The sequence below is a fragment of the Pseudomonas sp. WS 5503 genome (genome assembly GCF_012985385.1).
Taxonomy (GTDB): Bacteria; Pseudomonadota; Gammaproteobacteria; order Pseudomonadales; family Pseudomonadaceae; genus Aquipseudomonas; species Aquipseudomonas paracarnis.
In genome coordinates this window covers 1-17,508 of record NZ_JAAQWI010000014.1, presented here as the reverse complement: position 1 = coordinate 17,508, position 17,508 = coordinate 1, and the positions used below count along the sequence as shown (strand labels likewise).

The 17,508-nt window shown below is 61.1% G+C and carries 12 protein-coding genes; 2 read left to right on the top strand and 10 right to left on the bottom strand.

Annotated features, from left to right (window positions below; genetic code table 11):
- Positions 1–41 precede the first annotated feature (41 nt).
- The 8 genes from truA to leuC form a co-directional block, all read right to left on the bottom strand.
- The gene (gene truA / locus HBO10_RS28140) at positions 42–866 is read right to left on the bottom strand and encodes a tRNA pseudouridine(38-40) synthase TruA (RefSeq protein ID WP_003192549.1); all 825 of its coding nucleotides are present in this window, start codon (positions 864–866) and stop codon (positions 42–44) included.
- Between the two features lie 242 nt (positions 867–1,108).
- Positions 1,109–3,628 (bottom strand): FimV/HubP family polar landmark protein, encoded by a 2,520-nt coding sequence (locus tag HBO10_RS28135; RefSeq protein ID WP_034126237.1) that lies wholly within the window; start codon positions 3,626–3,628, stop codon positions 1,109–1,111.
- A 161-nt stretch (positions 3,629–3,789) separates the two neighbouring features.
- Complete coding sequence (locus tag HBO10_RS28130; RefSeq protein ID WP_034126236.1) at positions 3,790–4,800, bottom strand: aspartate-semialdehyde dehydrogenase; 1,011 nt, start codon at positions 4,798–4,800, stop codon at positions 3,790–3,792.
- A gap of 227 nt (positions 4,801–5,027) precedes the next feature.
- Entirely contained in the window at positions 5,028–6,140 is a 1,113-nt protein-coding gene (gene asd, locus HBO10_RS28125) for an aspartate-semialdehyde dehydrogenase (RefSeq protein WP_003192554.1), read from the bottom strand.
- Positions 6,141–6,204: 64 nt separating this feature from the next.
- The gene (gene leuB / locus HBO10_RS28120) at positions 6,205–7,287 is read right to left on the bottom strand and encodes a 3-isopropylmalate dehydrogenase (protein ID WP_003192555.1); all 1,083 of its coding nucleotides are present in this window, start codon (positions 7,285–7,287) and stop codon (positions 6,205–6,207) included.
- 53 nt (positions 7,288–7,340) lie between these two features.
- Positions 7,341–8,105, bottom strand: a complete 765-nt coding sequence (locus HBO10_RS28115; RefSeq protein WP_034126235.1) for a class I SAM-dependent methyltransferase — start codon at positions 8,103–8,105, stop codon at positions 7,341–7,343.
- Between the two features lie 144 nt (positions 8,106–8,249).
- On the bottom strand, positions 8,250–8,894 hold the full coding sequence (gene leuD, locus HBO10_RS28110; protein WP_014719160.1) for a 3-isopropylmalate dehydratase small subunit: 645 nt from the start codon (positions 8,892–8,894) through the stop codon (positions 8,250–8,252).
- A gap of 10 nt (positions 8,895–8,904) precedes the next feature.
- Positions 8,905–10,323 (bottom strand): 3-isopropylmalate dehydratase large subunit, encoded by a 1,419-nt coding sequence (gene leuC, locus HBO10_RS28105; protein WP_034126234.1) that lies wholly within the window; start codon positions 10,321–10,323, stop codon positions 8,905–8,907.
- 140 nt (positions 10,324–10,463) lie between these two features.
- On the opposite strand from leuC, the gene HBO10_RS28100 reads away from it, so the two are divergent.
- Together HBO10_RS28100 and HBO10_RS28095 are read left to right on the top strand one after the other, a co-directional pair.
- Entirely contained in the window at positions 10,464–11,354 is an 891-nt protein-coding gene (locus HBO10_RS28100; RefSeq protein WP_034126233.1) for a LysR family transcriptional regulator, read from the top strand.
- Between the two features lie 66 nt (positions 11,355–11,420).
- Positions 11,421–14,699 (top strand): EAL domain-containing protein, encoded by a 3,279-nt coding sequence (locus tag HBO10_RS28095; protein WP_034126232.1) that lies wholly within the window; start codon positions 11,421–11,423, stop codon positions 14,697–14,699.
- Positions 14,700–14,785: 86 nt separating this feature from the next.
- Here HBO10_RS28095 and HBO10_RS28090 read toward each other — a convergent pair whose 3' ends face one another.
- On the bottom strand, positions 14,786–15,718 hold the full coding sequence (locus tag HBO10_RS28090) for a hypothetical protein (protein ID WP_080757714.1): 933 nt from the start codon (positions 15,716–15,718) through the stop codon (positions 14,786–14,788).
- Between the two features lie 88 nt (positions 15,719–15,806).
- Complete coding sequence (locus tag HBO10_RS28085; protein ID WP_169922177.1) at positions 15,807–17,321, bottom strand: hypothetical protein; 1,515 nt, start codon at positions 17,319–17,321, stop codon at positions 15,807–15,809.
- Positions 17,322–17,508 lie beyond the last annotated feature (187 nt).

Genomic DNA, 17,508 nt, shown 5'->3' with positions numbered 1-17,508 from the left:
ACCGAGAAAGTCCCGGATGGTAACAAAAGCTTTTCCGGGCGTCAGCCGCCAAGTTCGCTGAAACCGGTGAGGAAGTGCGGCCCGATAAAGCGTTCCGGCAATTCGAACTCGTCGCGGTACTCCACATCCACCAGGTAAAGGCCGAACGGATGCGCCGTGACCCCGCCCGTGCGGCGAATGCGGCTTTCCAGCACTTCCTTGGCCCACTCCACCGGGCGCTCACCGGTGCCGATGGTCATCAGCACGCCAGCGATGTTGCGCACCATGTGATGCAGGAAGGCACCTGCACGGATATCCAGCACAATCATCTTGCCGTGGCGCGTCACCCGCAGGTGGTGGACTTCCTTGATCGGCGACTTGGCCTGGCACTGCCCGGCACGGAAGGCGCTGAAGTCATGCACCCCGACCAGATGCTGCGCGGCTTCGGCCATGCGCTCGGCATCCAGCGGGCGGTGGTTCCAGGTGATTTCTTCATTGAGGTGCGCCGGGCGGATCTGATCGTTGTAGATCACGTAGCGGTAACGGCGGGCGATGGCCTTGAAACGGGCGTGAAAATGCGCCGGCATGACCTTGGCCCAGCTGACACTGACATCATGGGGCAAATTGATATTAGCCCCCATCACCCACGCCTTCATCGAACGCTCGGCCTGGGTGTCGAAGTGCACCACTTGGCCACACGCGTGTACGCCAGCATCGGTACGCCCGGCACACATCAGCGACACCGGCGAGTTGGCGACTTTGGACAGGGCGTTTTCCAGGGTTTCCTGCACCGTCAACACCCCGGAGGCCTGACGCTGCCAGCCGCGATAGCGCGAGCCTTTGTATTCCACGCCCAGGGCGATGCGGTAAAAGCCTGCGGCCGCCATTTCGGCAGCCGCGTTATCTATATTTGCCAAGAACTGAGAGCCTGATGAGTTGCGCAAAGGCGGGCATTATAGGGCGTCAGGGTGCATGAGAGGGGGCTTTTAATCTGGGGTTTTTGTGGCGAGGGAGCTTGCTCCCGTTCGACAGCGCAGCTGGAGCCGGCTTTTCAGGGGCGCTACGCCCCCAGCGGGAGCAAGCTCCCTCGCCACAACAAGCCCGCTCCCACATTTTTCTGCCTCGGCCGTTAGATTCGGCCGAGCATTTCCTTGGCTTCGCCACGCTGGCCTTCGTTGCCTTCGGTCAGCACCTCGGACAGGATGTCTCGCGCGCCGTCAGCATCGCCCATGTCGATATAGGCCTGGGCCAGGTCGAGCTTGGTAGCCACTTCATCGGTGCCCGAGAGGAAGTCGAAATCCGGCTCATCCTCAGCACCCAGCGCGGCATCTTCAGCCGTGAAGGAAGGCTCGATCGGCGGATGTTCCAGGCTCTGGGACAATCGATCCAGTTCAGCGTTGACGTCATCCAGCTCCGACGCGAAGGCATCGGGCTTGGCCGCAGGGTTGCTCGGCTCGTCCGCCAGCGACAGGTCAAAGTCTTCCGGCAGGTTGAATTCGTCCAGCGCAGCCGGCGTCAGGGTCGGCGGCTCCACTGGCGGTACATCCTTGATCTGCTCTTCAAGGCCCGACAGGAAGTCGTCATCGGTTTGCGACGCGGGCGGGTCCAGCTGCAGGTCCAGGTCAAAGTCCGACAGGTCCTGTGCGTCGGCCTTGGGCTCGGTCTGTTGTTTGAGCAATGTTTCAAAGGTTTGCTGGTCTTGCGCGATCTCGGCCGGCGAGGCGGCTTCCAGGTCATCCAGGCTCAAGTCGAAATCGGTGTCGAAGGTGTCTGCCTGCGCAGCCGAGGCCGGCTTGTCGTCGAGCAGGTCCTTGACGTATTGCGCATCCAGGGCTGCGGCGGCCACTGCGGCACTGACACCCGCAGCCAACACGGCCATGGCCGGGAAGCGCGCCTTGAGCTGCTCGACCTGGGCATGGTTCTCACCGTTGGCCACCAACTGGCGCTCCTGGGTGACGAACCCGTCCTTGTTGTTCTGCAGGCCATAGACTTCCATCAGCTTCAAACGCAGGTCGCTGCGCTTGGGCTCGTGCTTGATGGCTTGTTCAAGCACATCCGCCGCCTGGTTCAGGTGGCCACGGTCAATATGGGATTGGGCCTGGGCCAGGGCGTCGCTGGAATTTTCCTGAGCCACGGCAACCGCCAACGGCGCCAGCACGGAGGCGACCGTCGGCGCCACAACCGTCTCGACCACCGGTGCTGGCGCGGGTGCGGCTGCTGGCGCAACTGCGGTGGCGAGCTTGACGCTCGGCGGCGGCACTTCAAGGCCCTCGAAGCTGTCAGGCGGCAGGTCTTGATCGATATTGGAAACGAACTCAGGCTCTTCGGCCAACGCCCGAGCCATGCGCAGATGCTTCTCTTCTTCGCGGCGAGCATTGCGATGGCGTGCCCACAGCAGCAAAAGCAGCAACACCACCAGCAGGGCCGCACCGCCAAGGATGCCGAGCACAATCGGGTTGGTCAGCAGATCATTGAACTTGCCTTCGGTACTGGCCGGCGCGGCAGCCGGCTTGACAGGTTCAGGCGCTGGCGCTGGCGTTGCAACAGGGGCCGCAGGCTCGGCTGCAGGCTCACCGGGCAACTGTGCGGGGATCGCGGCTGGCTCACCGGTTTGCGCCTGCAAACGAGCCAATTGGTCATTCTTCAGCTGGATCAGCTTCTGCAGCTTGTCCAGCTGGCTTTGCAGGTCGGCGGCACGGCTTTTCAGTTCTTCGTTGTCGCGCCGCGTGGTGTCGAGCTCTTCCTGGGCCATCGCCAGCTTGTCGCTCAGGGCGCGGCTGTCCCCAGCTGCGCCTTTGCCACCTTTCTTGGCGGCTTGCGCCGATACCAGGCTCAAATTGTCTTTGGCCTGGGTGCTCGACGGCGCATTGCCGGCCTGGGTGCGCCGGGTTGCATCCAACTGCGGCTTACCAGCCACTTGCCCCTGAGGACTACGCTGGCGCTGGCGCCAGGCGGCGTTCTGCGCACTCACTTCGGCAATCGCTTGCGGCTGGGCCAGGGCTGTACTTTGGGTGATATCCGGCAGGCGTAGCACCTGGCCGGTTTTCAGGCGGTTGATGTTGCCGTCGACAAAGGCATCCGGGTTAAGCGCCTGGATAGCCAGCATCGTTTGCTGGACCGAGGCGCCATGACGGTTCTTCGCGGCAATTTCCCACAAGGTATCGTGGGGCGTGGTGGTGTGCCGGGCAAGCGTGCCAGTGGCAGGCGCAGAGCTGGCCGGCGCGCTGGCAGTCGGTGCCGGCTGGTCAAACTTGGCCGGGTCGAGCAGCACACTGTAGTCACGCATCAAGCGGCCATTGGGCCATTGCACCTGCATCAGGAAACGCACGTAGGAATCGGGCAGCGGCTTGCTGGAGGTCACACGTACCACGCTGCGACCTTCGGGGTTGATCACCGGCGTGAACGTCAGGTCATCGAGAAACGCCTGGCGGTCGACACCCGCATCCACGAAGGCCTGGGCCGAAGCCAGGCTGGGGGTGATCTCGGACGCCGTGAGGCCGCCCACATCGCGCAATTCGATTTCCACCGACAGCGGCTGGTTCAACTTCGACTTGAGGGTCATCTCCCCAAGTTGCAGCGCCTGCGCCATACCGGAGGACAGCGCCGAGGCGGCCGCTATTGCTAACACCAGTTTGCGAACTTGAACCATAGCCTCATCCTTTGTTTGAACACTTCCCGCTCTGCGAGAAGGTTGGTAACCGCTGCCATAAGGCATGGCGAGCCGATAGGTCACCGACGCGCTTGTGTTTCACTTGGGACCAAGCATAGCGCCTGGCTAGAATCAATCTACAAATTGCCGCCAAGTATCTTTTACACAAGGTCTTTTATCAACAACTGCGCCAGTTCCACGGCGTTCAGGGCCGAGCCTTTGCGTACGTTATCTGACGTCAACCAAAGATTTAGTTCCGCCGGGTCGTCGATACCTGCGCGAACTCGCCCGACGTACACCACGTCCTGGCCGACGGCATCGCCTACGGCGGTGGGGTAATCGCCCTCCTCGACCAGCTCGATTCCCGGCGCAGCGTCGAGGGCGCGGTTCACCGCGGCCAGGTCGACCGGCGCGGCCAGTTGCAGCGACACAGTCAGGCTATCGCCGAAAAACACCGGGGCTTGAACGCAAGTGGCGGAAATCTTTAGTAAAGGGGTTTCCAGCACCGCACGCAGTTCGTGTACGAGGCGCTTCTCCAGGGCGGTATGGCCTTGGACGTCTGGCGTGCCGACTTGCGCCAGCAGGTTGAACGCCACTTGCCGATCGAAGAACGCTGGCTCCAAAGGACGCACGTTCAGCAGTTCGGCAGTCTGGCGCGCCAACTCGCTGACGGCCTCGCGGCCCTGGGCAGAGATGGCCAGGTTGGCGGTGACGCTCACGCGCTGGATGTCCACTACATTGCGCAACGGTGCCAGCACCACCGCGAGGTAGGTGGCACAAGGGCTCGGGCTGCCGAGCTGGAAAGGCTTTTTCAACGCGCCCAGCACATGGGAGTTGGCCTGCGGCACCACTTGCGGCGCCTGCTCGGCGGGCAATGCGCCAGACAAGTCGATCACCGCGCAGCCAGCGGCGGTGGCACGCGGGGCGAAGCTCAGGGTCACCGCGGGGCCTGCAGCGAAGAACGCCAACTGCACCTTGCTGAAATCAAACGTGTCGACCTCTTTGACCCGCACGTTCTTGCCCCGAAACGGCACCGAAGCCCCCGCCGAGTTGCTGCCCGCCAGCAGGTACAAGGTGCCCACCGGGAACTCCAGCTCTTCGAGAATCTGCACCAGGGTTTCGCCAACGGTACCGGTAGCGCCGATCACGGCGATTTCAAAGGTCTGGGTCATGGGATTGCCTCGGGCATTACGGGGGAGCGGCACTTTACCGGGTGGTAGAGGGTGAGGCAATTACAGCCCCCCTGATCGTTCCCGCGCTCTGCGTGGGAACGCCCCTCTAAAGCAGACGCAGAGCGTCCAGAGCTGCATTCCCACGCAGAGCGTGGGAACGATCACAAGGGCAACAAAAAACCCGCGCCTGTCACCAGAACGCGGGTTTCTGTTATTGCCTCAAGCGATCAACGCTCCAGCAAAATTCGCAACATGCGACGCAACGGCTCAGCCGCGCCCCACAGCAGTTGGTCGCCAACGGTGAACGCGCCAAGGAACTGGCTGCCCATGTTCAGCTTGCGCAGGCGGCCCACCGGCACATTCAGGGTGCCGGTGACCTTGGTCGGGCTCAGCTCCTGCATGCTGATATCGCGGTTGTTCGGCACCAGCTTGACCCAAGGGTTGTGCTGGCTGATCAGCCCTTCGATATCGGCGATCGGCACATCTTTGTTCAACTTGATGGTCAGCGCCTGGCTGTGGCAACGCATGGCGCCAATGCGCACGCAGATGCCGTCCACCGGGATCGGGTTCTTGAAACGCCCCAGGATCTTGTTGGTTTCGGCCTGGGCCTTCCACTCTTCGCGACTCTGACCGTTAGGCAGTTCCTTGTCGATCCACGGGATCAGGCTACCGGCCAATGGCACGCCGAAGTTCTCGGTCGGGTAAGCATCGCTGCGCATGGCCTCGGCCACACGGCGGTCGATATCGAGGATCGCACTGGCCGGGTCAGCCAGTTGATCGGCGACAGCGGCGTGGGTCGCGCCCATCTGCTTGATCAGTTCACGCATGTTCTGCGCGCCGGCACCGGAGGCCGCCTGATAGGTCATCGCGCTCATCCACTCCACCAGGCCCGCTTCGAACAGGCCGCCCAGGCCCATCAGCATCAGGCTGACGGTGCAGTTGCCGCCCACGTAGTTCTTGGTACCGGCGTCCAGTTGCTGGTCGATGACCTTGCGGTTGACCGGGTCGAGGATGATCACCGCGTCGTCCTGCATGCGCAGGCTCGAAGCGGCGTCGATCCAGTAACCCTGCCAGCCGGCTTCGCGCAGCTTGGGGAAGACTTCGCTGGTGTAGTCGCCACCCTGGCAGGTCAGGATCACGTCGAGGCTCTTCAACTCTTCAATGCTGTAGGCATCCTTGAGCGGGGCAATATCCTTGCCCACGGACGGCCCTTGGCCACCTACGTTCGAAGTGGTGAAAAACACCGGCTCAATAAGATCGAAATCCTGCTCTTCCAGCATCCGCTGCATGAGCACGGAACCGACCATACCGCGCCAACCGATCAGACCTACACGTTTCATCGCAACTACACCTTGTTAAAAAGTGGGCCGCCTTGCAGCAACAACTGCAAGCGGGCCCGAGAGATTACAGATTCCGCAGCGCGGCGACTACTGCGTCGCCCATTTCTTGCGTCCCGACCTTGGTGCAACCCTGGGACCAGATATCGCCGGTGCGCAAGCCCTGATCCAGCACCAGGCTGACGGCCTTCTCGATTGCGTCCGCCGCATCGCCCAGGTTGAAGCTGTAGCGCAGCATCATCGACACCGACAAAATCGTCGCCAGCGGGTTGGCAATGCCCTGTCCCGCGATGTCTGGCGCCGAACCGTGGCACGGCTCGTACATACCTTTGTTGTTGGTGTCCAGGGACGCCGACGGCAGCATGCCGATGGAACCGGTGAGCATCGACGCCTGGTCGGACAGGATGTCGCCGAACAGGTTATCGGTGACAATCACGTCGAACTGCTTGGGTGCGCGCACCAGTTGCATGGCGGCGTTGTCGACGTACATGTGGCTCAGTTCGACGTCCGGATAATCCTTGGCGACTTCTTCGACGATTTCACGCCACAGTTGGCTGGAAGCCAGCACATTGGCCTTGTCCACCGAGCAGACTTTTTTGCCGCGCACGCGCGCCATGTCGAAACCGACACGGGCGATACGGCGGATTTCGCTCTCGCTGTATGGCAGCGTGTCATAGGCCTGACGCTCACCATTTTCCAACTCGCGCACGCCCCGTGGCGAGCCGAAGTAGATACCGCCGGTCAGCTCACGCACGATGAGGATATCCAGGCCCGCTACCACTTCCGGCTTGAGGCTCGACGCGTCAGCCAGTTGCGGGTAGAGGATGGCCGGGCGCAGGTTACCGAACAGGCCAAGTTGCGCACGAATCTTCAGCAAGCCGCGCTCAGGGCGGATGTCACGCTCGATCTTGTCCCATTTCGGCCCACCCACGGCGCCGAGCAGTACCGCATCGGCAGCCCGGGCGCGGTCGAGGGTCTCGTCAGCCAGCGGCACGCCGTGCTTGTCGATGGCAGCGCCGCCGATCACGTCGTGGCTCAGCTCGAAGCCCAGGCTGTACTTGCTGTTGGCAAGCTCAAGGACCTTGACCGCTTCGGCCATGATTTCCGGCCCAATACCGTCGCCAGGGAGAATCAGAATCTGCTTGCTCATGCGTTCCTCATTTCATCAAGCGACCCGCCCGTGGGCAGGTCGGGAAAAATCAATCAGCGTTCGGCGAAGACCACCAGCACATCGGTGCTGAAGGTGCCGTCGGCTTGAACTTCGTAATAATCACGTACTTCCTGGCCCATCGCCTTTTGCAGCTCAAGGATTGCTGCACGCAGTACCTCTGGCGTGCGCATGCGTTCAACCCACGAGGTGTACTCCAGGCGCAAGCGCTGGCGACTGCTGTTGCGCACGTGCAGGCCAGCCTCACTCAACTGGCGCATCCACTCGGCGCCGGAATAGTCACGTACATGGCTGGTGTCGCGCAGCACTTCGACGGTTTGCAGGTAAGTGTCCAACAGCGGGCTGCCCGGTGACAAGACATCCACAAATGCCGCCACGCCACCCGGCTTGAGCACACGGCGCACTTCACGCAGGGCCAGGCCGAGGTCGCTCCAGTGATGGGCCGAATAACGGCTGAACACGAAGTCGAATTCGCCATCGGCGAACGGCAGGCGCTCGGCGGCGCCGTGCACGGTGCGGATGTTGTCCAGGTTGCGGTCTTTGGCGGCGGCGGCCACCACGTCGAGCATAGGCTGGGACAAGTCGTAGGCCACCACTTCTTTGACCAGAGGCGCTACATGGAAGCTGACATGACCGGCACCGCAGCCCAGGTCCAGCAGGCGTGCAGCGCCCTGCCCGGCCAGTTCGGCCTGTAGCAGTGCGAATTCGGTGCCCTGGGCGTGTACGGCGCTGCTCAGGTAGGCTGAGGCTTGCTCGCCGAATTGTTTTTGCACGACTTGGGTGTGGGCGGTGGTGGTCATGGTGGCTTTCCTTGGGGTTTGTGGTGGTTGCACTGGCGCTATCGCAGGCAAGCCAGCTCCCACCGTTGACCGAGGTGCTCAGGCGAACCTCGATCCCTGTGGGAGCAGGCTTGCCCGCGATGGGGCCCGCACGGTTACCGCAAATCAGGCATCGCGAAACAGCCAGGGCTGGCTCGCCCGGTGCCGGGTTTCAAACGCAGCAATCGCATCGCCGTCCTGCAAGGTCAGGCCGATGTCGTCCAGGCCGTTGATCAGGCAGTGCTTACGGAAGGCATCCACTTCAAAGTGGTACACCTTGCCATCCGGGCGGGTCACGGTTTGCGCGGCCAGGTCCACCGTCAGTTGGTAGCCGACATTGGCCTCCACTTGCTGGAACAACTCGTCCACTTCTGCGTCGCTCAAGATGATCGGCAACAGGCCGTTCTTGAAGCTGTTGTTGAAGAAGATATCGGCGTAGCTCGGCGCGATGATGCTCCGAAAGCCGTACTCTTCCAGGGCCCACGGCGCGTGTTCACGGCTGGAGCCGCAACCGAAGTTTTCCCGGGCCAGCAACACGCTGGCACCTTGGTAACGCTCGGCGTTGAGCACAAAGTCCTTGTTCAGGGGGCGCTTGGAGTTGTCCTGGTAGGCGTAGCCCACGTCCAGGTAGCGCCACTCATCGAACAGGTTGGGGCCGAAACCGGTGCGCTTGATCGACTTCAGGAATTGCTTTGGGATGATCTGGTCGGTGTCCACATTGGCACGGTCCAACGGCGCTACAAGGCCTGTGTGTTGGGTAAAAGCTCTCATCGGGTTTTCCTCAGATCAATTCGCGAACGTCGATGAAACGACCGTTGACGGCAGCAGCGGCGGCCATGGCCGGGCTCACCAGGTGGGTACGCCCACCCGCGCCCTGACGCCCTTCGAAGTTACGGTTGGAGGTCGATGCGCAATGCTCGCCCGACTCCAGGCGGTCCGGGTTCATCGCCAGGCACATCGAGCAGCCCGGCTCCCGCCATTCAAAACCGGCTTCGAGGAAGATCTTGTCCAGCCCTTCGGCTTCCGCCTGGGCTTTAACCAGCCCGGAACCTGGCACCACAATGGCTTGTTTGATGGTCGAGGCCACCTTGCGGCCCTTGGCGATCACCGCTGCGGCGCGCAGGTCTTCGATCCGCGAGTTGGTGCAGGAACCGATAAACACACGGTCCAACTGGATGTCGGTGATCGCCTGGTTGGCAGTCAACCCCATGTATTTCAAGGCGCGCTCGATGGAGCCACGCTTGACCAGGTCGGCCTCTTTGGCCGGGTCCGGCACGTTCTGGTCGACGGCCAGGACCATTTCGGGCGAAGTGCCCCAGCTGACTTGCGGCTTGATCTGCGTAGCGTCGAGTTCGACCACGGTGTCGAACACCGCATCGGCGTCGGAGACCAGGTCTTTCCACGCTTCGACGGCGGCATCCCAATCGGCGCCTTGCGGCGCGAACGGGCGACCCTTGACGTATTCGACGGTTTTTTCGTCCGCCGCCACCATGCCCACGCGGGCACCGGCTTCGATGGACATGTTGCAGATGGTCATGCGGCCTTCAATGGACAGGTCGCGGATAGCACTGCCGGCGAACTCGATGGCATGGCCGTTGCCGCCGGCGGTGCCGATCTTGCCGATCACGGCGAGCACGATGTCTTTGGCGGTCACGCCAAACGGCAATTGGCCTTCGACGCGTACCAGCATGTTCTTCATTTTCTTGGCCACCAGGCACTGGGTGGCAAACACGTGCTCCACCTCGGAAGTACCGATGCCGTGGGCCAGGGCGCCGAACGCACCATGGGTGGAGGTATGAGAGTCACCGCAGACCACGGTCATGCCCGGCAAGGTGGCGCCCTGCTCCGGGCCGATGACGTGGACGATGCCTTGGCGCACGTCGTTCATCTTGAATTCGGTGATGCCGTATTCGTCGCAATAATCGTCGAGGGTCTGCACCTGCAAACGCGAAACCTGGTCGGCAATGGCTTCGATGCCGCCCTTGCGCTCAGGAGTGGTCGGCACGTTGTGGTCCGGAGTGGCGATGATGGAGTCGACGCGCCAAGGCTTGCGCCCGGCCAGTCGCAGGCCTTCGAACGCTTGGGGCGAGGTCACTTCATGGATGATGTGACGGTCGATGTAGATCAGCGACGATCCATCATCGCGACGTTTCACTTCGTGGGAATCCCAAAGCTTGTCGTAAAGCGTTTTGCCGGCCATCAGTCGGTCCTCATCAGCGGTGCTTCTATACGCCGGGCTTTTCAATAACCCTTTGGCTTGTGAGGCTGATGGTATGGCGCTACATTAAATAACTCAAATTCATATTTTTTATGCTTTGGATTACCAACTGGAATAGCACCATGGACCTGGCCAACCTCAACGCCTTTATCGCCATCGCCGAGACCGGCAGCTTCTCCGGCGCCGGCGAACGCCTGCACCTGACCCAGCCGGCCATCAGCAAGCGCATCGCCGGTCTGGAACAACAATTGAAGGTACGGCTGTTCGACCGCCTGGGCCGCGAAGTCGGCTTGACCGAGGCCGGGCGGGCCTTGCTGCCCCGCGCCTATCAAATCCTCAACGTGCTGGACGACACCCGCCGGGCCCTGACCAACCTCACCGGCGAAGTCAGCGGGCGCCTCACTCTGGCCACTAGCCACCATATCGGTCTGCATCGCCTACCGCCGATCCTGCGCACCTTCACCCGGCAATATCCGAAGGTGGCGTTGGATATTCAGTTTCTGGATTCAGAAGTGGCCTACGAAGAAATCCTCCATGGCCGTGCGGAAGTCGCGGTAATCACCCTGGCGCCTGAGCCCCACAACCTGGTACGTGCAACCCGGGTGTGGGACGACCCACTGGATTTTGTGGTGGCGCCGGAACACAGCCTGATCAGCAACGGTTCCGTCAGCCTGGGCGATATCGCCGGGCATCCGGCCGTGTTTCCCGGTGGCAACACCTTTACCCACCATATTGTCAGCCGCCTGTTCGAGGCCCAGGGCCTGACGCCCAACATAGCGATGAGCACTAACTACCTGGAAACCATCAAGATGATGGTCTCCATCGGCCTGGCCTGGAGCGTGTTGCCGCGCACCATGCTTGACGATCAGGTGGCAAGTATCGCTTTGCCGGGCATACAGCTCAGTCGCCAGCTAGGCTATATCGTGCACACCGAAAGGACGCTGTCGAACGCTGCGCGGGCTTTCATGAGCCTGTTGGATGCACAGGTCGATCTGCCAGGGTTACCGGCATGACACCGTGCGGGCCAGGGGTTTAGGTCAAACCGCGCGGTTTTCTCAATGAGCCAAGGCCCTTTGATAATGCGCAACCCCCTTGACCCGATTCCCCCCCTGCCCCGCATCTACGCCCTGGACCCTCAAGCGGCGGAACAAAGCTGGGACAGTGCCCCGCAGCTGCTCGCGGCCCTCAATGCCGCGCGGCTGGGTGCCTGGTGCTGGGAAATCGACACAGGAAGAATCAGTTGGTCACGGGGCACCCAGGCGCTATTCGGCTTTGACCCGCGCCAGCCTCTGCCCAAGGACCTCGATTACCTAGACCTGCTGGCCCCGCAAGACAGTGCGCGGGTGGTGCGCGGCTTTCATGCGGTGCTCGCCGGAGAGCCCTTCGACCGCGCCATGCACCACCGCATCCAATGGCCCGATGGCAGCCTGCACTGGCTGGAAATCAGCGGCAACCTGGCCCCCGACAAAGCCGGACGGCGACGCATGATCGGGGTGATCCGCGAGATCACCCACCAACGCGACCGTGAACATGCCCTCAGCCATTCGGAAAAGCGCTTCGCCACCCTGTTCCACCTGTGCCCGAACATGGTACTGCTGACGCGCCAGGCCGACGGCTTGATCAGCGAAGCCAACCAGTATTTCGAAATGCTGTTCGGCTGGCCGGTGGCCGATGCCATCGGCCGCACCACCCTGGAACTGGGCCTGTGGCGCCACCCGGAACAGCGGGCGCTGCTGGTCAAGGCCACGCAACGCAAAGGCGAACCCATCACCATGGAAGTGCAGTTCTGCGCCAGCAACGGCCAGATTCATGACGGCACCCTCAGCGCACAAAAGGTGGAACTGGACGGCGAGGCGTACCTGATCAGCACCTTTCTGGACATCACCGAACGCAAAAACGCCGAGCAAGCGCTCAAGGAAAGCCAGGAACGCCTGGACCTGGCCCTGGATTCCGCGCAACTGGGCACCTGGGATTGGCACATCCCCAGCGGCATGCTCTACGGCTCGGCGCGAGCCGCCCAGCTACACGGGCTGGAGCCCGCGCCGTTCCATGAGTCTTTCGAGGCGTTTTTTGAAGGCATGTCCGATGAGGACCGGGAGGGCATGCGCCATGCTTACCGCAGTTTGCGCGAAGGCCCGGACGGCAACTATCAGCTGACCTACCGCGTGCAAATGGAAGACGGCAGCCCGCGCTACCTGGAGAGCCGCGCACGCCTGTATCGCGATGAGTCAGGCAAGCCCCTGCGCATGGCCGGCACCTTGCTGGATATCACCGACCAGGTCGAGCGCGAGCAACGGCTGACCGCCTCGGAAGAAAAGTTCGCCAGCCTGTTCCAGGCCAGCCCCGACCCGATCTGCGTGACCTGCCTGGACAGCGGCGCCTTTATCGAGATCAACCCGGCGTTTACCCAGACGTTTGGCTGGACAGCCGCCGAAGTGCTCGACAAAAGCGCGGAACAAATCGGCTTGTGGGACGACTCCAGCAAGCGCCTGCAGCGCATCGAGCAGGTGATACGCGAACAGGCCCTGAGCAATGTGGCTATCGTGGTGCATCACAAGGACGGCCAAAGCCTGACCTGCATGATTTCCAGCCGCTTGATCAAGGTCAGTGACCAGCCGTGCATCGTCACCACGCTGCGCGATATTACCCAACAGCAACGCTCGGAAGCCGCACTCAAGGCCAGTGAAGAGAAGTTCGCCAAGGCGTTCCATTCCAGCCCCGATGCGATATCCATCACCGAACGCGACACCGGCCGTTACGTGGAGGTCAACGACGGTTTTTGCCGCCTGACCGGTTACCGCACCGAAGAAGCCATCGGCCTGACGCTGTACCAGATCGGCATCTGGGCCGATGAAAACCAACGCGCCGCACTGTTGGCCGAGTTGCACATCAAGGGGCGCATTCACCACCTGGAAATGCTCTGGCGCAACAAGCGTGGCGAGGTTCTGGCGGTGGAGGTCTCGGTGGAGCCGATCACCTTGAATGAAACCCCCTGCCTGCTGCTGACCGCGCGGGATGTGAGCCTATTGAAGAACGCCCAGGCGCAGATCCGGCACCTGGCCTATCACGACCCGCTGACCAACCTGCCGAACCGGGCACTGCTGATGGACCGCCTGAGCCAGCAGATCGCCCTGCTCAAGCGCCACAACCTGCGCGGCGCCCTGCTGTTTCTGGACCTGGATCACTTCAAGCACATCAACGACTCCCTCGGCCACCCCGTTGGCGACACCGTGCTGAAAATCGTCACCGCGCGCCTGGAAGCCAGCGTGCGCACGGAGGACACCGTGGCGCGCCTGGGCGGCGACGAGTTTGTGGTATTGCTCAGCGGCCTGGAGGGCACCCGCCAGACGGTCAGCAGCCAGGTGCAAGCGCTGGCCGATACCCTGCGCGAATTGCTCTCGGAACCCATGTTCCTTGACGGTCACCGGTTGCAGGTCACGCCCAGCATCGGCGTGGCGCTGATCCCCGACCACGGCACCACACCCGCCGATCTGCTCAAGCGTGCCGACATCGCCCTGTACCGCGCCAAGGACTCCGGGCGCAACACCACGCAGATGTTCCACAACAGCATGCAAAAAACCGCCAGCGAGCGCCTGCGCATGGAAACCGACTTGCGCCTGGCTTTGTCACGCGGCGAATTCAGCGTGCATTACCAGCCCCAGGTGGATGCGCGAGGCAACAGGATAATCGGCGCCGAAGCCCTGGTGCGCTGGCAGCATCCACAATTGGGCGCGCAGTCGCCGGCGGAATTTATCAAGGTATTGGAAGACAGCGGCCTGATCCTGGAGGTCGGCACCTGGATTCTCGATGAAGCCTGCGGCGCCTTTGCCCAGTTGATTGCCGACGGCCTGGTGGACCCGCTCAATTTCAGCCTGTGCGTGAATATCAGCCCGCGGCAGTTTCGCCAGAACGACTTTGTGGAACGGGTGGAGCACAGCCTCAAGCAACACGGCCTGCCGTTCAGCCTGCTGAAACTGGAAATCACCGAAGGCATCGTGATCCAGAACCTGGACGACACCGTGATGAAGATGCGCCGCCTTAAAAAACTCGGCGTGAGCTTTGCGATGGATGATTTCGGCACCGGCTACTCATCCCTGACCTATCTCAAGCGCTTGCCGGTGGACGCACTGAAGATCGATCAGTCGTTCGTGCGCGATGCGACCCACGACCCCAATGACGCAGAAATCATCCGCGCCATTGTGGCCATGGCGCGCAGCCTGAACCTGGAAGTCATCGCCGAGGGGGTGGAAACCCTGGAACAGCTGGCGTTCCTGCAAAAGCTGGGCTGCCATTTGTTCCAGGGGTATTTACACAGCCGGCCATTGCCGATCGAGGGTTTCAGGCGGTTGCTGGAATAGGGTCGCGCCTGATCACGCGAGGTTGCAAAAGATGCAGCCAAGCGCCACTGCCGTCAATGGAGCCGCCCGCCTGGCTGCCTGTTCAATTACATAAGCGCTACAGCATCGCCGTAGGTAGGGGCCGAGCCTCGGCGCCCCCACAACTCTTCACGACCATTGATAACCGCTACCGAATGCTTATCCCGATTGCACATACCCACTTGCCCACCGGCGAGCGCACTGACGGGCACCCTTCTCATGTGTTTCCTCAACCCCAGGCGCAGAAACCCTTCCCCCGGCCCCCACTCATCCTCCCCATTGTTCAGGCTGCGAATGGCAGCATGAAAACTCCTGCTCGCCGTACCATCGTTGTCTTCCATCTGCGCGCGCTTGGCGCTGACGGCAAAAAGAAACTGCGCATCCTTGAGCATCTCTTTATCGGGACCTATAAACCGCGAACCTTGTGCTGCTTGTGCCAACTCCGAGTCGGTCAATCTCAGCTGAAAATCGTCGCGCATGACCACCCGATAACCGCCAGGCTCTTTTCTCACCGAGTGAAAAATGTCCGTTGGGCTTTGACCAAATCGGTACATGGCTGCCTTGATGGCCGATACGGTAACGCAGTTGCCATCTGGCCCTTGGCGAAAGCCACTCCAGATATTCTCCGGCTTAGCCCCATTACGCTTTATCGAAAGACCCGGAATATTTGCGGCGACCTCAGGCTTTGGTGGCAGCGGTTCAGGTATGACCCGAGGCGGAACCTCAGGCAGAACCCTGGGCTGAGGAGGAGTATCAGGAACTGTCGTATCTTTTTTACCGGACAACAGAGAAATCAGCTGTGAAAAAAAAGACGCAAATAGCCCCGACAATGTAGTGACTAATTCCGTATTAGTACCAATGCTATTTTTACCTGTCTCGACAGTCCGGCAATTAATTGGAGTGCACTGAAGAGCACCACTAACGGGCTTTAACGTATCTGCAGGTGCCACCTGACGGACATCTATCACGCGCGCAATATTATTAATCGAATAGCACGACACAAGTTTCTCCTTAAACAGTACTTCTCCGAGTGGTATGCCTCGGAGAAGCCCCCTGTTTTATTCAAGCGTTCTTATGAGCCAGCGGGTTTCAAGATCTGGATGAAAGTCGAGCATTGAAGCGCCAGTTTTTGTCGAATTTATTCTCAGCAGGACCTGGGCTGGTCAAATCAGGAACAAACTTATCGGGCTGTGGCGCGGGTGTAGGTATCGGGTTGGTATCCGGATTCGGGCCTGGCTGTGGCATCGGGTTCGATTCCGGCTTCGGCCCCGGCTGTGGCACGGGGTTCGATTCCGGCTTCGGCCCCGGCTGTGGCACGGGGTTCGATTCCGGCTTTGGACCGGGCTGCGGCACGGGGTTCGATTCCGGCTTTGGACCCGGCTGCGGCACCGGGTTCGATTCCGGCTTTGGACCGGGCTGCGGCACCGGGTTCGATTCCGGCTTTGGACCCGGCTGTGGCACGGGGTTCGATTCAGGCTTCGGACCGGGCTGTGGCACGGGGTTCGATCCCGGCTTCGGACCCGGCTGGGGCACGGGGTTTGATTCCGGCCTTGGACCCGGCTGGGGCACGGGGTTCGATTCCGGCCTTGGACCCGGCTGTGGCACGGGGTTCGATTCCGGCTTTGGACCCGGCTGCGGCACCGGGTTCGATTCCGGCTTTGGACCGGGCTGCGGCACGGGGTTCGATTCCGGCTTCGGACCTTGCCTGGGATTTAAGTCCGGGGTTGGCCCGTCCTTTGTATCAGGGCAGTGACAGTGAGCGACATTGATGTTCACATGCACATTTGCTTCAGCATCATTAGTGACACTCACTGAAGGCATCGGCACTGACGGCTTCACTGGATGATCGTTTCTACCCGGTTTCGGCGTCAATCCGCCGTGATCTATTAACACCCCCGGACCTTTTGCATCCGGCCTCACCGGTTGATCAGTCGTACCTGGCTTCACCTGCTGGTCTTTTGCATTCGGCTTCACCGCTTGATCAGTCGTACCTGGCTTCACGAGCTGGTCTTTTGCATCCGGCTTCACCGCTTGATCCGTCGTACCTGGCTTCACCGGCTGGTCTTTTGCATTCGGCTTCACCGACTGATCAGTCGTACCTGGCTTCACGGGCTGGTCTTTTGCATCCGGCTTCACCGCTTGATCAGTTGTACCTGGCTTCACCGGCTGGTCTTTTGCATCCGGCTTCACCGACTGATCAGTCGTACCTGGCTTCACCGGCTGGTCTTTTGCATCCGGCTTCACCGACTGATCAGTCGTACCTGGTTTCACCGGCTGGTCTTTTGCATTCAGCTTCACCGCTTGATCAGTTGTAGCTGGCTTCACGGGCTGGTCTTTTGCCTCCAGATCAGGCGTAACACTTTTCCCCAAAAGCATCTCCCGCATGGATTTGAAGAACTGCTCGAGCATGTCAAATACTCTGGTGAGCGCCGTCGCACTCACCATGACCTCACTGTTTTCATTGCGTGCAGATGCGGGGTTGAGGTTGAAATGGCTCGTCGGAGGTTTAGGTTGCATGTCGACTTTCAACGGGGTCGGCAACTGCCCGCTCAGAGGTGATGTATCAACTTTGACAAAGGGCGAATTATTGACAGATAAAGACATTCATAAACTCCTTAATCGGCGCCACCTGACTCCGTTAAATGGCCAGGGAAGCAATAGCCTGGCGGTTGCAGGAGCTGAGTGCAACACGGTTATTGAATTGAAGCAGGAGCCTCATGTTGCAAGCCCATCAGCTGAGTGAATACCTCGATCGGACACAGCCAGTTAAATCGCTTGCGTGGTCGGATGT

What these genes read in the sequence shown, in the direction of transcription:
- truA (WP_003192549.1), bottom strand. Translation starts at nt 866, where the DNA reads ATGGCGGCCGCAGGCTTTTACCGCATCGCCCTGGGCGTGGAATACAAA.
- HBO10_RS28135 (WP_034126237.1), bottom strand. Translation starts at nt 3,628, where the DNA reads ATGGTTCAAGTTCGCAAACTGGTGTTAGCAATAGCGGCCGCCTCGGCG.
- HBO10_RS28130 (WP_034126236.1), bottom strand. Translation starts at nt 4,800, where the DNA reads ATGACCCAGACCTTTGAAATCGCCGTGATCGGCGCTACCGGTACCGTT.
- asd (WP_003192554.1), bottom strand. Translation starts at nt 6,140, where the DNA reads ATGAAACGTGTAGGTCTGATCGGTTGGCGCGGTATGGTCGGTTCCGTG.
- leuB (WP_003192555.1), bottom strand. Translation starts at nt 7,287, where the DNA reads ATGAGCAAGCAGATTCTGATTCTCCCTGGCGACGGTATTGGGCCGGAA.
- HBO10_RS28115 (WP_034126235.1), bottom strand. Translation starts at nt 8,105, where the DNA reads ATGACCACCACCGCCCACACCCAAGTCGTGCAAAAACAATTCGGCGAG.
- leuD (WP_014719160.1), bottom strand. Translation starts at nt 8,894, where the DNA reads ATGAGAGCTTTTACCCAACACACAGGCCTTGTAGCGCCGTTGGACCGT.
- leuC (WP_034126234.1), bottom strand. Translation starts at nt 10,323, where the DNA reads ATGGCCGGCAAAACGCTTTACGACAAGCTTTGGGATTCCCACGAAGTG.
- HBO10_RS28100 (WP_034126233.1), top strand. Translation starts at nt 10,464, where the DNA reads ATGGACCTGGCCAACCTCAACGCCTTTATCGCCATCGCCGAGACCGGC.
- HBO10_RS28095 (WP_034126232.1), top strand. Translation starts at nt 11,421, where the DNA reads ATGCGCAACCCCCTTGACCCGATTCCCCCCCTGCCCCGCATCTACGCC.
- HBO10_RS28085 (WP_169922177.1), bottom strand. Translation starts at nt 17,321, where the DNA reads ATGTCTTTATCTGTCAATAATTCGCCCTTTGTCAAAGTTGATACATCA.